General features: G+C 65.1%; 13 protein-coding genes. 1 reads left to right on the top strand and 12 read right to left on the bottom strand.

Annotated features, from left to right (window positions below):
- Positions 1–63: 63 nt before the first annotated feature.
- From ACIPZB_RS26490 to ACIPZB_RS26465, 6 genes are all read right to left on the bottom strand, one after another.
- A complete protein-coding gene (locus ACIPZB_RS26490; RefSeq protein WP_400643391.1) occupies positions 64–1,482 on the bottom strand; it encodes an efflux transporter outer membrane subunit in 1,419 nt (472 codons plus the stop codon).
- A complete protein-coding gene (locus tag ACIPZB_RS26485) occupies positions 1,479–2,354 on the bottom strand; it encodes an efflux RND transporter periplasmic adaptor subunit (RefSeq protein ID WP_400643390.1) in 876 nt (291 codons plus the stop codon). Before ACIPZB_RS26485 ends, ACIPZB_RS26490 begins: the two co-directional genes overlap by 4 nt.
- Positions 2,351–2,563, bottom strand: a complete 213-nt coding sequence (locus tag ACIPZB_RS26480; RefSeq protein ID WP_008096887.1) for a DUF1656 domain-containing protein — start codon at positions 2,561–2,563, stop codon at positions 2,351–2,353. The genes ACIPZB_RS26485 and ACIPZB_RS26480 overlap by 4 nt, the downstream gene beginning before the upstream one ends.
- Complete coding sequence (locus ACIPZB_RS26475) at positions 2,560–4,647, bottom strand: FUSC family protein (protein ID WP_400643389.1); 2,088 nt, start codon at positions 4,645–4,647, stop codon at positions 2,560–2,562. The genes ACIPZB_RS26480 and ACIPZB_RS26475 overlap by 4 nt, the downstream gene beginning before the upstream one ends.
- Positions 4,644–5,096 carry a MarR family winged helix-turn-helix transcriptional regulator gene (locus ACIPZB_RS26470; protein ID WP_400643388.1) on the bottom strand — a complete coding sequence of 151 codons (453 nt, stop codon included), beginning with the start codon at positions 5,094–5,096 and terminating at the stop codon, positions 4,644–4,646. The genes ACIPZB_RS26475 and ACIPZB_RS26470 overlap by 4 nt, the downstream gene beginning before the upstream one ends.
- A 239-nt stretch (positions 5,097–5,335) precedes the next feature.
- Complete coding sequence (locus ACIPZB_RS26465) at positions 5,336–6,124, bottom strand: tetratricopeptide repeat protein (protein ID WP_400643387.1); 789 nt, start codon at positions 6,122–6,124, stop codon at positions 5,336–5,338.
- Positions 6,125–6,330: 206 nt separating this feature from the next.
- Here ACIPZB_RS26465 and ACIPZB_RS26460 point away from each other — a divergent pair, with 206 nt between their 5' ends.
- Positions 6,331–6,888 (top strand): WYL domain-containing protein, encoded by a 558-nt coding sequence (locus ACIPZB_RS26460; RefSeq protein WP_400643386.1) that lies wholly within the window; start codon positions 6,331–6,333, stop codon positions 6,886–6,888.
- A gap of 111 nt (positions 6,889–6,999) precedes the next feature.
- Here ACIPZB_RS26460 and ACIPZB_RS26455 read toward each other — a convergent pair whose 3' ends face one another.
- The 6 genes from ACIPZB_RS26455 to bcsZ form a co-directional block, all read right to left on the bottom strand.
- Positions 7,000–7,863 (bottom strand): ABC transporter permease, encoded by an 864-nt coding sequence (locus ACIPZB_RS26455; RefSeq protein WP_400643385.1) that lies wholly within the window; start codon positions 7,861–7,863, stop codon positions 7,000–7,002.
- A gap of 14 nt (positions 7,864–7,877) precedes the next feature.
- A complete protein-coding gene (locus tag ACIPZB_RS26450) occupies positions 7,878–8,741 on the bottom strand; it encodes an ABC transporter ATP-binding protein (protein WP_008095477.1) in 864 nt (287 codons plus the stop codon).
- 6 nt (positions 8,742–8,747) lie between these two features.
- Positions 8,748–9,767 (bottom strand): ABC transporter substrate-binding protein, encoded by a 1,020-nt coding sequence (locus ACIPZB_RS26445; RefSeq protein ID WP_400643384.1) that lies wholly within the window; start codon positions 9,765–9,767, stop codon positions 8,748–8,750.
- A 17-nt stretch (positions 9,768–9,784) separates the two neighbouring features.
- Positions 9,785–10,684, bottom strand: a complete 900-nt coding sequence (locus ACIPZB_RS26440) for a TauD/TfdA dioxygenase family protein (RefSeq protein WP_400643383.1) — start codon at positions 10,682–10,684, stop codon at positions 9,785–9,787.
- 213 nt (positions 10,685–10,897) lie between these two features.
- Positions 10,898–14,425 carry a cellulose synthase complex outer membrane protein BcsC gene (bcsC, locus tag ACIPZB_RS26435; RefSeq protein WP_400643382.1) on the bottom strand — a complete coding sequence of 1,176 codons (3,528 nt, stop codon included), beginning with the start codon at positions 14,423–14,425 and terminating at the stop codon, positions 10,898–10,900.
- Complete coding sequence (bcsZ, locus tag ACIPZB_RS26430; RefSeq protein ID WP_400643381.1) at positions 14,413–15,522, bottom strand: cellulose synthase complex periplasmic endoglucanase BcsZ; 1,110 nt, start codon at positions 15,520–15,522, stop codon at positions 14,413–14,415. The genes bcsC and bcsZ overlap by 13 nt, the downstream gene beginning before the upstream one ends.
- Positions 15,523–15,524: the final 2 nt, after the last annotated feature.

Here is a 15,524-nt window from a genome sequence, read left to right as displayed (position 1 = left end):
GGTCAGCGCAGCCCTGAAGCTCTGCGCAATTCCTGTGGGAGCCGGCTTGCCGGCGATTGGCCCTCAATGCTTGGCGGCATCCTTCCAGCCACCACCCAGCGCCAGGAACACCCCAATCTGCCCAAGCGCCACCTGGCTATTGGCAGCCGCCAACTGCGCACGCATGTCGGTATAGGTCCGCGTCGCCTGCAAGTCCGCCAGGAACGACTCACGCCCTGCCTGGTAATACCGATGCGTCTGGTCCGCCGCTTCCTTCGCCGACTGCTCCGCCTCGGCCAGCGCATCACGCCGGTCCAGCAAGGCGCTGTACTGCGCAAGCCGGGTCTGGGTCTCACGCACGGCGTTCAGGACCACGCCGTCAAAATGCGCCAGCGCGGCCTGAGTCGACGCCTCGGCCATGCGAATGCGGGCCCGGGTGCCGTTGGTGGGGATCGTCCAGCTGATCTGCGGGCCAAAGCCCCAGCGGTTGGTCGAAGGTTCGCCGAGGTTTTCGAGAATACCGATGGTGCCGACCTGGGCGCCGAAGCTGACGTCCGGGTACAGCGCGCCGGTGGCCACGCCGATGGTCGCGGTAGCCGCCGCCAGTTGGCGTTCGGCCTGGCGCACATCGGGCCGGCGCTTGAGCAGCGCGGTGCCATCGCCGACCGGAACCAACTGGTTCAGGTGCGGCAGCTCGGCGCAATCGGCAGTACCGGCAGGCAGCTGCTCGACCGGCTTGGCCAGCAGCGCCGCCAGGGTATACATGCCGGTCTCGCGCTCGGCCTTGAAGCGCGGCAACTCGGCGCGCAAAGACTTGAACTGGGTCTGCGAGCGGGTGACCTGGGTTTCATCGCCTCGGCCAGCATCGCGCAGGCGTTGGTTGAGCTGCACGCTCTGCTCCTGCAGATCGAGCGACTCACGGGCGATGTGGTACTCCTCGTTGGCCGAGCACACCTGCGTATAAGCCTTGACCACATCCGCCACCAGGGTGATGCGCGCGGTGTCGGCAGCAGCCTGCACGGCATCGGCATTGGCCTGGGCCGCTTCGGTGCCACGCTTGAAGGTGCCCCACAGGTCGAACTGGTACGAAGCGCTGATGATCGCCTCGCCGATGTTGGCCACCGGCACCTTCTCAGGCAGCAGGAAGGCTTCGCCCGACTCCTGCAAACGCTGGGCGCCGGCCTTGATGCCGCCATTGAAGCCACCCTGCGACTCGGCCACTTCGACCTGGGCTCGGGCCTTGGCGATGTTGGCTGCGGCCACGCGCAGCTCGGTGTTGGCACTCAGCGCCTGGCGTACCAGCTCGTTGAGGCGCTGATCCTGATACAGCTGCCACCAGTCCTCGGGCACCGGCGCCGACACCACGCTATCGGCATCCTGACGCAGCGAGCCGTTGAGGTCGCTGCGCTGCACCGCCGCATCCTTCGGCACTTCGTAGTCGGGGCCGACCATCATGCAGGCCCCCAGAGACAGGCAAACGCCAGCCAGGATCAGCTGTTTCATGGATGCTGCCCCTCGATGATCGAGACCGTGGCGGTACGCCCGGCGATCATGCGGAAGTCCTGCGGCACTTCGTCGAAGGCGATACGCACCGGGATCCGCTGGGCCAGGCGCACCCAGCTGAACGCCGGGTTGACGTTGGGCAGCAGGTTGGCGCCGCTGCTGCGGTCGCGGTCTTCGATACCGGCGGCGAAGCTCTGCACATGGCCGCGCAGGCGGGTGTTGTCGCCCATCACGCGGATGTCCACGGCATCGCCGATCTGAATGCCGCCCAGCTTGGTTTCTTCGAAGTAGCCATCGACGTGGTACGAAGCACTGTCGACAACCGACAGCACCGGGCGGCCAGCGGTGACGAACTCGTGGTTACGCGGCGCACGGTCGTTGAGGTAGCCATCGACCGGGCTGCGCACCACCGAACGGTCGAGGTTGAGCTGTGCGGTGTCGACCGCCACCTGGGCCTCGCTGACCGCCGAGCGGGCACGCGACTCGCGGGACTGGCTTTCTTCCAGTTGCTCCGCCGCCACCAGGTTGCCCAGCTTGCGGTTGCGCTGCGCCTCACGGGAGGCCTGGGCCAGGGTTTCCTGGCGTTCGCCCAGGGTTGCCTTGGCCTGGCGCAGCGCCAGGCTGAAGCGGTCCTGGTCGATGGTGAACAGCACGTCGCCGCGCTTGACGGTCTGGTTGTCGCGTACTTCGACTTTCTGGATCAGGCCGGAGACATCCGGGGCGATCTGGATCACGTCGGCGCGGATATGCCCGTCGCGGGTCCAGGGGGCGAACATGTAATACACCACCATCTGCCACACGAGCACGGCGGCGAAGGTCACTACCAGCAAGGTCAGGACCACACGGCCCAGGGTCAACAAAGGTTTTTTCATGGCAGCATCAGGCTTCGGCAAAAGTGGTCCACCGCGCCAAGCAGCACGGCATACAAAGCAACGTTGAACAGCGCCCGGTGCCAGACCAGGCGGTAGAAATGCAGGCGCACCAGCACCGCGTGCACCCCGAGGAACAGCAGGTAGGTGCAGACCATCATCACCAGCAGCGTGGGCAGGAACACCCCGCTGATATCCAGTTCACCGATCACAGGGGCGCTCCGTCCAGCCCAGGGGGCAGTTGCGGTTGTTCGGCAGGCTCGAGCATCACTTCGACACCCGGCAACAACGCCAGGCGCAGGCCGCTCAGGGCATGCAGCAGGTGGGTGCGGGCATCGCCGCGTTCGTACAGTTCATCCAGGTTCAGCGCTTGGCGCGCACGCTCCATGTTGCGCAGCAGCGCGGCGGGCGCATGCAGGCGTTCGCCGGCGCGCAGGCAGGCCGCGTAGTGGCTGCCGACTTCCTCGATCACCGTTTGCAGGCGTTCGCGGGCCTGGGTGCCGGCACGCGGCAGGTAGGCCAGCAGGTCGAGCAGGTTCAGGCCTACGCGCACGTCGCGCAGGGCCACACCGCTGTCCTGGCCGGTCTGCGACAGGCGCGGCAGGTGTTGCATCAGGCGGTCGAGCATCTGCACGCCAACCTGACGGTGCTCGGCCAGGGTGGCCGGCGCGGTCATTTCGACGATGTCGCGCCAGAGGAAACGGGTCATGCGCTTGGCCGCCAGTTCCACGCCGAACGGGCGCATCACCAAGGTCCAGATGAAGGCGAACAGCAGCCCGACCGGGCCGGCCAGGTTGGAGTTGAGGAAGGTGAAGAAGTCCGCGTCGTAGGCGCCCTGGATGCTGATGAAAGTCGAGGTGTTGACGATGGTCAGCAAGGTGCCCAGGTAGAAGCGCGGCTGCACGGTCAGGGTGCCGATGCAGATGAACGGCACGGCGAAGGCCAACACCAGCATCGGGAAGTCATGCAGGTTCGGCAGCACCAGGAACAGGTACAGGCTGGAGAAGATGACCGACATCAGCGTCCAGAAGAAGAACCGATAGATCTGCGGTGCCGGGTCGTCCATGGCGGCGAAGAAGCTGCACGACACGGCGGCGAGGATCACCGCGCTGGCGCCGTCGTTCCAGCCCAGGCCGATCCACAGGCCACAGGCCACGATGATCGCCAGCACCGTGGACACCACCGAATAGAGCATCAGGCCGCGGTCGAAAAATGCCGTCAGGCGGCCCAGTCGCCAGTGCCGGTAAACCGGGCGCCAAGGCTTGGCGTCGTCGGTGCGCAGGAAGTGCTGCAGGGTGCAGCAATCCTGCCACAGGTCGACCCATTCGGTCAGACGGTACAGCGCATTGGACAGCAGCAGTTCGGCACGCTGGTCAAGGGCGGCAGCGCCCGGCTGCAGGCGGTCGATGTGCTCGTGCAGTGCCGTCCAGCGCGCCACCGAGGCATGCTCGGCGGTGCCTGCAAGCCATTCGCGCGCTGCGGCCAGCACCGGCTGCAACTGGGCGAACTGCGCCGGGGCGCGGCCTTCGAGGGCGACCAGGGCGTCGTCGAGGGCATCGATCACCGGCAACAGGTGAATCATCCGGCCACGCAGCTCGCGGGCGTTCTTCAGGGTGTGCGGGCTGGCGCCTTCATGGCCGAGCTGGCCGATCATCAACTCCAGCGAGTTGAAGGTGGCGACCATCGTGCCGCGCATGCTGCCTACTTTGTCGGCGGCAACATCGCGGGCCAGGTAGGTATCGCTGTAGCGGATCGCCTCGGTGAACCAGCTTCCGGTAGCGCCGACTACCACCGGGGCCAGGCGCCGGGGCCAGAAAATCGCGCCCACCACCGCCGCGCAGACGATGCCCAGGCAGATTTCCTGGGCCCGTGAGGAGGCCACGTCGAATACTGCCAACGGGTTGTCGACCACCGCCAGGGCGATCATCGGCAGGGTGTAGCCCGCCAGCATCAGTACGTAGTTGTTGGCCGTGCGCAAGTTCAGCGACAGGTACAGCAAGGTGCCGGTCCACAGGGCAATGGCCACCGTCAGCAGCAACGGCGACTGCACCAGCGGCGGCACCAGAAAGATCGCCCCGCCCGCACCGAGCAGCGTGCCCATGGCACGATACAGGGCCTTGGAACTGGTCGGACCGACAAACGGGCTGGAGACGATGTAAACGGTCGCCATCGCCCAGTACGGGCGCGGCAGCTGCATGAGCAGGGCGATGTACAACGCGATCATCGACGCGGCGAAGGTACGCACACCGTAGAACCAGTCGCGGGCGGGTGGCACCGAGCTGAAGAAACCGTTCATGCCACCCCGCCCGCCGTGCCCAGGCCGGCGGCTTCGAAGGCACGCAGCACACGCAGGGTGGCTTGCAGGTCGGCCTCGTCGATACCTTGCAGCACGTCACCGCGCAACCGCACCAGTTCCGCTTCGATGGCCACGGCCAGGCTACGGCCTTCGGCGGTCAGGCTCAGGGCCTTGGCGCGGCGGTCCAGTGGGTCCTCGCTGCGGCACACCAGGCCGGCCTTGCACAGCTGGTCGAGCAGGCGCACCAGCGACGGGCTTTCCAGGCCGGCGGCCTGGGCCACGGCCACCTGGTGCACGCCATCGCCCAAGCGCACGATCATCAGCAACGGCGCGGCGCAGGCCTCGGAAATGCCGTAGCTGGTCAGGGCCGAGTGGCAGATCCGCCGCCAATGGCGGGCGGCAACGACCATGCCGGTGCTGACTTGCAGGCGCAGGGAGTCAAGGGTCATGTGGGGGGAACCAAGGATATTCATAGTTTGCTAACTATCAATATACGCCTTGCCCTCCCCCTCTCGTCAACCGGGGGCGACGGAGGGAATGGATGAATTGTTGTTCATGCTCAGGGATGAGGTGGCTGTACTGGCCCTATCGCTGGCAAGCCAGCTCCCACAAGTACAGCGCCGCATTCACGCCCTGCGCTGTACCTGTGGGAGCCGGCTTGCCGGCGATGAGGCCCCAACAGGCACAGCTAAACCTGATCTTCCAGCTTCATCGCCAAAGCCAACGTACTGCCCATCTGCACCGCCCGATCCCGCCAATCCAGATAGCTCGCCGGATCGAACCGGCTGAAATGCACCGCCAACTCTTCGGCCGCCTGCATTACCCCAGTCGCGGCCGCCAGCTCCAGCCAATACAACCCGGCCTTGATGTCGGCCGCCACGCACACACCATGCAGCAGGCGATAGCCCACCTCGAAGCGACAACGCGCTTCACCCCGTTCGGCGCCACGGAAGAACCACTGATACGCCCTTGGCAGATCCACCTGCCAGTCGAGCCCCACGTCGCACACCTCTTCCTCGTACAGATCGCCAAGCGCGGCAGCGGCGTGCAGCATGCCCCGCTCGAACGCCCGCCGGTAGCACTGCGCAGCTTGCACATAGGAGGTCTCGACGCCCTTGCCGAAGTAATGTTGCTGCCCCAGGTTGAACCAGGCCGCCGCATTGCCCTGCAGGGCCGCCATGCGCAGCAGGTGCCCGGCCAGCACGGTGTCGGCGCGCCAATACTTGCCATTGAGCCAGATCCAGCCGAGGTCGTTGAGTACCGCCACGTTGCCGGCCAGTGCCTGATGGCGCAGGTCGGCATACACCGCCTGCAGGTCCGATGCTTCATCCAGCCGGCTGACCAGCAACGTCCGCTGGCTGGGCAACCCCACGCCTGCGAACAGGCGCTGCCGCCTTCCGCCAGGGGTCGGCGGGCAAATCACCTGCTCAGGCAAAAGATGGGCGAGCAGCGAATGGATATTGCTGACAGCAGACATGTTCATCCTCATTGAACGATCCACAGGCCCGACCGCGGCTGTGATGAGGCGTAATTCTGCGCGATGGCACGTCGAAACCTGTCGCGAACGATTCGGCATGTGGCAACCAATCGCAGGTTCCTTGATCTGATCGTGCCATGGCTAATTGCCATGACCCCCTCATGCCGCCATGCTAATGCGGCAAGCCTAGACAAGGACGTTACCTTTTGCCGTTCGCCACCACCCGCGCCACCCTCAGCCGTCAGTGGGCGCTGCTGCGCCAGCTACCCAACCGCTCACCGGGCATCACCAGCGCCGAACTGGTGTGGCGTCTGCGCGATGTGGGGTTTTCCGTCAGCAAACGCACGGTCGAGCGCGACCTCAACGAGTTGTCGCTGATCTTTCCGCTGGAACGGAATGACAAGAGCATTCCGTTTGGCTGGCACTGGTCGGCGAAGGCTGTAGGAGAGCATCGCGGAAACTTCGACCTGCAAGGTTATCTGCGCGGTGAAACGCTGCAGCCGGCCCAAGGTGATGGACTGCAACTGCAGGCCTGGGTCAGCGATCAGGTGGCCCGTCAGTTGCGAGAGATGCCCTTGAGTGCGGACATGCAGCTCACGGCGCTGGAGCAGGGGCATCGGCTGCAGGCCACGTTGGAAGATGGCTGGGCGTTGCGTTGGTGGGTGTTGAGCCAGGGGGATGGGGTGATGGTGGAGCAGCCGGATCAACTGCGAGATGAGATAGCCAAAACCTTGAGTAATGCGGTTGCCCTTTACCAGAATTAGTGGCTGTACTGGCCCTATCGCCGGCAAGCCGGCTCCCACCGGTACCCCGCAGTTTCAGGTACAGCGGGGTACCTGTGGGAGCCGGCTTGCCGGCGATAGGGCCGGTAAAGATTACCGCTGCATCCCCCAACGCCGCACGGTCAGCCGCTCCAGGGTATTGAACACCAGCCCCTCAACCAGCAACCCGATCAGGATCACCACCGCCAGCCCGGCGAACACCTTGTCGGTATACAGCTCGTTGCGGTTCTGGAAGATGTACCACCCCAGCCCGCCCTTGCCACTGCTGGCGCCAAACACCAGTTCGGCCGCGATCAGCGTACGCCAGGCAAAGGCCCAGCCGATCTTCAGCCCCGAAAGGATCGACGGCAGTGCCGCCGGCACCAGGATGTGCAGCACCAGGCGCAGCCCTTTCAGGCCATAGTTGCGCCCGGCCATGCGCAAGGTTTCCGACACGCCGAGAAAGCCTGCGTAAGTATTCAGCGCCAGCGCCCAGAGCACCGAGTGCACCAGCACGAAAATCAGGCTGTTGTCGCCCAGCCCGAACCACAGCAGGGCCAATGGCAGCAGGGCAATGGCCGGCAGCGGGTTGAACATCGAGGTCAGGGTGCCCAGCAGGTCACGGCCCAACTGGGTCGACACTGCCAGGCTGGTGAGGCCGAAGGCCAGGACGATACCCAGCACATAGCCCTTGAGCAGGATCACCAGCGACACGCCGACCTTGGCCGGCAGCTCCCCGCTGACAAGGCCGTCCCAAAGGGCGGCGGCGGTCTGCAGGAAGGTCGGCAGCAGCAGGTCGTTGCCCTGGTAGCGGGCAATGCCCTCCCACAGCGCGGCGATCACGACAAGGATCACCGCCTTGCGCAACCAGCCGTGCTGCCACAGGCGCTGGGCCAGCGGCAGATTGCGTTCCACAGGCACGCTGAGCAAGGGCTCCAGATGCACCTCGTATTCCTGGCGTACAGGTGTAGTGGTCATGGCTGAAGCTCCTGTCAGTAGGCGATGCGGATGTCGTTGAAGCCCAGGTCATCGGCCTGCTCCGGGGCTTCGGCCTCGTCGAACAGGAGCCGATGGATGCGCCGTGCGCTGGCCTGGAAGTCCGCAGCGCCAAGGCTGCCGAGGTCGTACTGGTGGCTGTGCACCTCGGCCCGTACCCGTCCCGGATGCGGCGACAACAGCAGGATGCGATTGCCGACCACCAGCGCCTCCTCGATGGAGTGCGTGACGAACAGCAAGGTGAAGCGCACCTCCTCCCACAGCAGCAGCAATTCTTCCTGCATCTTGCGCCGGGTCAGCGCATCGAGCGCAGCGAACGGCTCGTCCATCAGCAGGATCTTCGGTTGGGTGGCCAAGGCTCGGGCAATCGCCACGCGCGCCTTCATGCCACCCGACAGCGTGTGGGGGTAGGCATCGGCGAAGGCAGCCAGGCCGACTTTGTCCAGGTAATGCAAGGCGCGCTCTTCAGCCTCGGCGCGCTTGAGCTGGCCAGACACCAGCAACGGGAACATGACGTTCTGCTTCACCGTCTTCCATGGCGGCAGTTGGTCGAACTCCTGGAACACGACGATGCGATCAGGGCCAGGGCCGTTGACCGGCTGGCCTTGCAGCAGGATCTGCCCTTCCCGGGGGCTGATGAATCCGGCCACGGCCTTGAGCAAGGTGGACTTGCCGCAACCGGACGGGCCGAGCAGGACGAAACGGTCGGCACGGTCGACTTCGAAGCTGACCTGGTGAGTGGCCCGCACCACGCGTTGCGAGGTGCGGTATTCGAGGCTCAGGTTGTCCACCTTGAGCAAGGGCGGCGTGGTGACACGGCTCAGGTTGCTGACCGTGTGGCCTGGCAATGGGGCGGTCATGATCGATCAGCTCCCCTGCAACGGGCGTTCATCCTGGAAGAAGTAGTCCTTCCACGATTCCGGCTTGTGCTTGATGGCGCCCACCCGGTACAGGAAGTCGGCCAGCTTGTAGGTGTTCTTCGGCGTGACGGTGAACTCGTACTGCGGGTTGTCGATCAGCTTGATCAGCGCATCGCGGTCGATCTTGGCCTTGGTCACGCGGATGTAGGTATCCGCCGCAGCCGCTTTGTCCTTCTGCGCGAAGTCCGCCGCCTCGGCCAGGGCGTCGACGAAGGCCTTGTAGGTCTTGGGGTTGTCGTTGCGGAATTTCTCGGTGGCGAACAGCAGCGTCGGCGAGTTGGGGCCAAGCAGGTCGTAGCTGTCGAGCACTACGTGAACGTTCTTGTTGGCCAGCGCCTGGTCCTGGAACGGCGGGTTGGAGAAGTGCCCGTTGAGCTCGGTGCCTCCGGCCAGCAACGCGGCAGTGGCATCCGGGTGCGGCACGGCCAGGGTGTACTTGTCGAGGCGGCTGTATTCCTTGTCGCCCCACTGCTGGGCGGCGGCGTACTGCAGGAAGCGCGACTGCACCGAGACGCCCACGGCAGGCACGGCAATGCGGTCCTTGTCGGAGAGATCGGCGATGGTCTTCACGTTCGGGTTGCTGCTGACCAGGTAGTACGGGAAGTTGCCCAGCGACGCCACGGCCTTGACGTTCTGCCGGCCTTTGGTGCGGTCCCACACGGTCAGCAGCGGGCCGACGCCGGCACCGGCGATATCCACCGAACCGGACAGCAGTGCGTCGTTGATCGCCGCGCCGCCAGAGAGCTGAGCCCAGTCGACTTCGATGTCGATGCCCTGCTCCTTGCCATGTTTTTCGATCAGGTGCTGATCACGCACCACGTTGAGCAGCAGATAGACGATGCCGAACTGCTCGGCGATGCGGATCTTGCCTTCGGCTTGGGCCACGGTGGGCGCTGCGAGGCTGCCGACGAACAGGCTGGCGCCCAGGCCGATGCTTGCCGCCAGGCGGCTGATGGATTTGCGCATGATGTTTTCCTCAGTCGTCAGAACGGGGCATCGCCCTGGATGGTGGTACGGAACAGTTTGCGCCGCAGGTGCGCCGGGCAGCCGGTGGCCAGGTGGATCAGCGAACGGTTGTCCCAGAACACCAGGTCATGGGGCTGCCACTGATGGCGGTAGATGTTCTGCTCAAGCACGCTCAGCGCGTACAACTGCTGCAGCACGTCGCGGCTTTCATCGTCCGGCAGGCCGACGATGCGGGTGGTGAAGCCCTCGCTGACGAACAGCGCCTCGCGGCCGTTTTCCGGGTGGGTACGCACGACCGGGTGGATGACTTCTTTCACCTGGGCAAGCTGCTCGGCAGTGAGCGTCGGGCGCCAGTTGCCCTCGAACTTGGTCTCGGCATAACGGGCGGTATAGGAGTGAGCGGCACTGCGGCCCTCGACCACGGTGCGCAGGGCATCGGGAACGGCGTCCCAAGCCTTGTGCATGTCGGCGAACAGGGTGTCACCCCCTTCGCTGGGCAACTCCTGGGCGTGCAGCATGGAGCCCAGGCTGGGGAGTTCTTTGTAGGAGAGGTCCGAATGCCAGAATTTGCCAGCATCGCCCAGGCCGATGTTCTGGCCGTTTTCGATGATGTTGGAAACGATCAGGATCTCGGGGTGACCAGACAGCAGAAACTGCTTGAGCACATGGATCTGCAGCTCGCCGAAGCGCCGGCTGAAGTCGATTTGCTGCTGCGGGCTGATGCGCTGGTCACGGAACACCAGCACATGGTGGTCAAGGTGGGCGCGATGAATACGGCTGAAATCTTCGGCTCTGACTGGCTTGGTCAGGTCCAGGCCGACAATCTCGGCGCCCACGGCACCGGAAAACGGAAGGACTTCGAAGAATTGCGGCTGGGCGCTGTCGATGGACGACAAGGCGTTCGAGGCGGCTGGCATGTGTCACTCCCACGCAGTGCGCGACTTCAATGGCGCGCAACGATCAGAAACGCACGGGGATTACCCGTGTGGGTTCAAGTCGTGCGGCGCATCGATTGGTCGACGGGTACGCAGTGGGAGCGACTATAAAGGCATAAGAAAAATAATTTAAATACCGTTAGAGAATAACCATATGAAGCAGTCAATTCTCCGCCGAGGGGCGCTGGGCGCCCCTTAGCGCCATTCGCTGTAGGGCTCCAGTGAGGTGACGGGCAAGGCCAGGTTGCCGCGCCACGGCTCGAACAGGTAGCGCACGTAGAGCAAGGCATGGCTTGGCGTGTAGTCATCGCTGTGCTGCCAGTCGAAACCTCCACCCAGTACCCAGCGATCATTCAGGCGTCGTTCGAACGCGCCATGCAGGCGGTAGCCCAGGCCGGTGCTTTCGCTGGAGTCTGTCATTTCATTGATGTTGGTTTCGCCGATGTCCGAAGGTGCAATCTTGTAGTAATCAAGAATCTTGCGGTTTACGCTCGAGTCCGGATATAGGCGGCTACTGCCACTGTGGGCGCGGGACCAACTGACCGAACCTTCCAGCAGGAACGACCAATCATAATTGCGCCAGGCATAGCTAACCGGCACACCAATCGATTCGTAACGTTCGGGGCTGTAGTACCCGCCCTGGCCGAGGCTGTAGCCACCCAGGTCCTTGTCATAACTCCAGCGCATCACGGTCAGGCCAACGCGCATCCGCTCGTCCGCCCTTTCCACGACGCGGCGGTAGTACCCCGCCATGAGTCGAGTGCGCTCGTTGTCAGCGACGTTCTCGCCATACAGCCAGTGGTGTCCCAGGCTGGCCCAGACGCCGTGATCACCACCCTGGTCCCAGCTCAGGCCAAGCGTGGCGCCATTTGCCGTCACACCGCCCCAGCGGATGCGAGTGTTGGGGTCTCGGGTGCCGCCAAACGAAAGCAACGAGTTGCTCATTGGCCGGCGCGAGGCAGCGAGTGACCAGCCAACCTGCCCGAGGTCGCCATTGAGAATCGCGCCGCCCAACCAGTTGTTGACCTCGAAGCCTTGGGTCGTACCCAGGTCGAAGCCCCAACGTTCGTTCTGCCAGCCTGCGGCCAGAACCGCACCGTTGGCGCTTTCGGAACTACCCTCACAGCCTACGCGCTCACCATCCTTCTTGATGAACTGGCAAGAACCAAAATCCTCGGTGTGCTTGTTGTTGTCACCCACGTCGAATGAACCAGCATCCATGCCAATGCGCTCCACGCGCGCAAACGCCCTGCCGTCTTCCCACGGGGTATCGACATGCAGCAAGGTCGTTTGGGTGCTCAGCCGGGAAATACCATCCGTACCGTCATTCTTGCGCCAGCCGTAGTCGTGCATGAGGGTGACGCTGGTGTTGCGCTGCTGGTACAGCTCATCGACGTCACTGCGCAGGCTGCGCGCCAGCCAGTCATCCGTGTCCTTCGCGCGGCTGGCGTAGGTCAGGGCGCGGTCATCACGCGGCGTCACTGCCTCGCGGCTGAGCAACTGCGCATCGGCCATGGCCGCCGCATACAGGTCGAGCGCGCGCTGTGGATCGTTGGCCGCCACCAGGCGGGCGGCGTCGCGGCGCAGCAACGGGTCGGGTTGCGTCTGCTGTGCGGCGATATGGTCCAGCAGACGGACAGCCTTGTCCTTCTCGCCCAGCGCAACCCAGACCGCAGCCAGGCGCCGCTGGGCATCGCTTTGCGCGTCGGTCAACTGCAGGGGCTGCGCGTCCAATGACTGGCGCACACGCGCCAGGTCGCCTTCGGCTATCCAGCTTTCCATCACGCCCAGGCGGGCCTCGGGGCGCTGCGGCTGAACCTGCAGCACGCGCTCGTAATAGCCACGTGCCTTGCGGTGGTCGCCCCGCTCTGCGGCCCAGTCCGCCATCAGCAGGAGGTCGTCCGGGTCACCCTGGCCGTGGGCCAGGCCGGCTTCCAGCACGGCAGTGGCCTCGTCGGTGCGGCCCTGGTCCTGCAGGCGCTGGGCCTGGGCCAAGGTCATGCGCCGGCGCACACGCTTGTCGAGGGTACGCATGTCGTCGGTCCAGGCGCCTTGCGGTACGGCGCGCAAGGTGTCCTGGGCCTGTGCGTCACGGTCACTGGATTCCAGATACAGGCCATGGGCATAACGCGTGGCGGGGTCGGCCGATTGACGTTGCAGTATCCGGGTGAAGGCGGCGTCTGCCTCGGCGTTGCGCCCCTGTTGGCGCAGGCTGCTGGCCAATTGGTAGGCCAGCCAAGGCTCATCGGGCGCCAACTCGGCAGCCTGTCCCAGGACCCGGCTGGCAGTAGCCCAGTCCTGACGTTGCAATGCCGCATCAGCCTGTTCGCGCAGGCGGCCAAGCTCCAGGCTGCGGCGCAGGCTGGCGAACTGGGTCTGTTGGGCTCGCGGCAAGCTGTCCAGGTAGGCTTGGGCCTTGTCTGTCGATTGCGCCTGGTAGATCCGCATCAGGCCACGCACCGCGCTTTCATTGCCCGGCACCATGCGCTGCACCTGCAGGTATTGCCGTTCGGCGCCGGCCAGGTCGCCTTCAGCAAGCGACACATCGGCCAGCCCGAGCAAGGCGAACTCGTCCTTGGGGCGCTGCTGGCGCGCCTGCTGGTAGAGCGAGCGAGCGGCGCGCAGGTTCTGCTTCTCCAGCGCGCTGTCGGCCCTCTGCAACAGCCCCCAGTACTGGCTGGAGGCTTCAAGATCTTTCCATTTGCTCATCAAGCGGGTGTTCTGCTCGATGGCGACAGCCCGGTGAAAAGACGCGTTCGCTTCCGAATAGCGGCGCTGGCGCATCAGCGCAACGCCAAGCGCACCGTGCAGGCTGGCATCGTCGGGGTAACGGCGCAGGGCCACGCGCAGTTGCGCCTCGGCCTGGGCGTTACGCTCCTGATCGAGCAGGGCCTTGCCACGTTGCCCAGCCTGCCAGGCCGGGTCACCCACCAAGGTGCGCTGCTGCTTGAGGTTCTCGTTGGCCTGCGACAACAGCGGCGAAGCGGGATAACGCTGGATGAATGCCTGCCAGGCAGCCACGCTGCTGGCATTCACCGGTTGCTCGGACAGGTAGTCGAACTCGCGCTGCGCGGCGGCATCGCGGGCCGTCGGGTCGCGCGACAACTGGTGGAGCACGGCCAGGGCCTCGCTGTCGCGATCTTCGCTGAACAGCCAGCTGGCCAAGGTCTGGCGCAGGCCGGCATTACCCGGGTACTGGCGGTCGAGCTGCTGCAGCTGGCGGATCGCTTCCGGCCGTTGCCCAGGCAGGTTGGCCCGCACGCGCCAGTAATCCAGCGCCAGCTCCAGGCTGGGCGGTTCCCCGGCGAACAACTGGTCATAAGCGACCAGGGCCTCTTCGTAGCGCCCAGTCACCGCCATCAGGCGCGCTTGCTGCAGGCGCCGCATCTGCTCCGGTTGCTGCAGCTGCATCAGGCGTCGGGCTTGCCGATCCTGAAGGCTGCCTGGCGCCACTTCGGCGATTCTTGCGCGCAGTTGCTCGGCTTCCTCAGGCTTGTGCTCACGCAGCGCCAGGCTCAAGGCGGCCAGCAAGGCATCAGGGTTGCGCGGCTCGAGCAGGCGCAACCGGGCCAGGGCGTCGTGAATCAGGTCGTCGCGGTGCAACGCCTCGCCGATACGCACCTGTTCGAGCAGCCATTGGCGCTGTTCATCCCGGTCCTTGGGCTGCGCAGCCACGGCGCAAGACAACGCGGTCAGCGTCAGCACGCCGATCATTCGGAACATGGCGCACTCCAGGCAGGCAGCAGACGACCTTGGTTGTCGAAGCGATAGCGGGCTTCGTCCCAGCCCTGGCCGAACATGGCCAGGACCTGGTTGTAATACGCCTGCGCGTCGACAGGCTGCTCGCGCAGCCTTTTGCGCTGGGCTTCGAGCGCCGTCGGGTCAGCAGAGGCGTTGGCCAGCAGCGGCAGCAGCGCCGCAGAAAAACCCGCCGGGCCATGACCGCTCAGCTTGCCGCTGCGGGCATCGACGCTTTCCGGCGGCAGGCCGCCTTGCGTGGTGGCGGCGACCATCGGCGCGAAGTGACGCAGCAGCTCGTCGCGCTGCGGCGCGCCGTTGGCCAGCATGCCCAGCCACAGGTAAACACGGATGGCGTCATAGTCCCCGGCGTTGCCGTGCTCAGGGTCCGGTTCGATGCCTGCCGCAGGTGTCCACAGCAGCCAGTCCGGTGCAAAGCCCTTGGGCGACGCCTGTAGCCAGACACGTCGGACGTTGCCCGCCATCTCACCCCACAACGGGTCCACAAGGGCAAAGCGGTCGAACAGTTGCGGCGGCAGGTAGCTGGGGTTCAGGCGCCAGCCACGGTTGTCTTCGAAGCCATAGTCTGCGGGCAACAGCATCACACCCAGGCCGGGCAGCTTGCGCACGGTCTGCGCGGCGATGCGCCAGAGCATCTGCGTGCCCAGCTGGGCATAGGCCGGCTCGTCCCACAACCGCCCCGCTTCGAGCAGGCTGTAGGCGATCCACAGGTCGGCATCGCTGGCGTTGTTGCTGTCCAGCACTTGCCATTGCTGCTTGTTGCGGCCCCACAGCCAGGCCGGCAGGTGACGCGAAAGGTCGCCTTCGGCCAGGTTGTTGCCGGTCCAGCGCAACAGCTTCGCGAACGCCTGCCGGTCATTGCCGACCAGGGCGAAGAACAACGCATAGCTCTGCCCTTCGGAGGTGGTGATCAGGCGCTCGTCACTGCGGTCGATTACCCGGCCATCGGCGCTGACCAGTTCGGTCTTGAAGCGCTCCCAGGCCGGCCACGGACAAGCCGTCGACGCCGTGGCGACAGCGGGCATGCACAGCACCAGCAGCACTGCCAACAACTGGCGCATGG

Origin of the sequence: Pseudomonas sp. NPDC089396, from assembly GCF_044749545.1 — a bacterium.
In the GTDB taxonomy this organism is placed as follows: domain Bacteria; phylum Pseudomonadota; class Gammaproteobacteria; order Pseudomonadales; family Pseudomonadaceae; genus Aquipseudomonas.
The sequence above is the reverse complement of the archived record's forward strand: the minus strand, read 5'-3'. Positions and strand labels throughout refer to the sequence as shown.

What these genes read in the sequence shown, in the direction of transcription:
- ACIPZB_RS26490 (WP_400643391.1), bottom strand. Translation starts at nt 1,482, where the DNA reads ATGAAACAGCTGATCCTGGCTGGCGTTTGCCTGTCTCTGGGGGCCTGC.
- ACIPZB_RS26485 (WP_400643390.1), bottom strand. Translation starts at nt 2,354, where the DNA reads ATGAAAAAACCTTTGTTGACCCTGGGCCGTGTGGTCCTGACCTTGCTG.
- ACIPZB_RS26475 (WP_400643389.1), bottom strand. Translation starts at nt 4,647, where the DNA reads ATGAACGGTTTCTTCAGCTCGGTGCCACCCGCCCGCGACTGGTTCTAC.
- ACIPZB_RS26470 (WP_400643388.1), bottom strand. Translation starts at nt 5,096, where the DNA reads ATGACCCTTGACTCCCTGCGCCTGCAAGTCAGCACCGGCATGGTCGTT.
- ACIPZB_RS26465 (WP_400643387.1), bottom strand. Translation starts at nt 6,124, where the DNA reads ATGTCTGCTGTCAGCAATATCCATTCGCTGCTCGCCCATCTTTTGCCT.
- ACIPZB_RS26455 (WP_400643385.1), bottom strand. Translation starts at nt 7,863, where the DNA reads ATGACCACTACACCTGTACGCCAGGAATACGAGGTGCATCTGGAGCCC.
- ACIPZB_RS26450 (WP_008095477.1), bottom strand. Translation starts at nt 8,741, where the DNA reads ATGACCGCCCCATTGCCAGGCCACACGGTCAGCAACCTGAGCCGTGTC.
- ACIPZB_RS26445 (WP_400643384.1), bottom strand. Translation starts at nt 9,767, where the DNA reads ATGCGCAAATCCATCAGCCGCCTGGCGGCAAGCATCGGCCTGGGCGCC.
- ACIPZB_RS26440 (WP_400643383.1), bottom strand. Translation starts at nt 10,684, where the DNA reads ATGCCAGCCGCCTCGAACGCCTTGTCGTCCATCGACAGCGCCCAGCCG.
- bcsC (WP_400643382.1), bottom strand. Translation starts at nt 14,425, where the DNA reads ATGTTCCGAATGATCGGCGTGCTGACGCTGACCGCGTTGTCTTGCGCC.
- bcsZ (WP_400643381.1), bottom strand. Translation starts at nt 15,522, where the DNA reads ATGCGCCAGTTGTTGGCAGTGCTGCTGGTGCTGTGCATGCCCGCTGTC.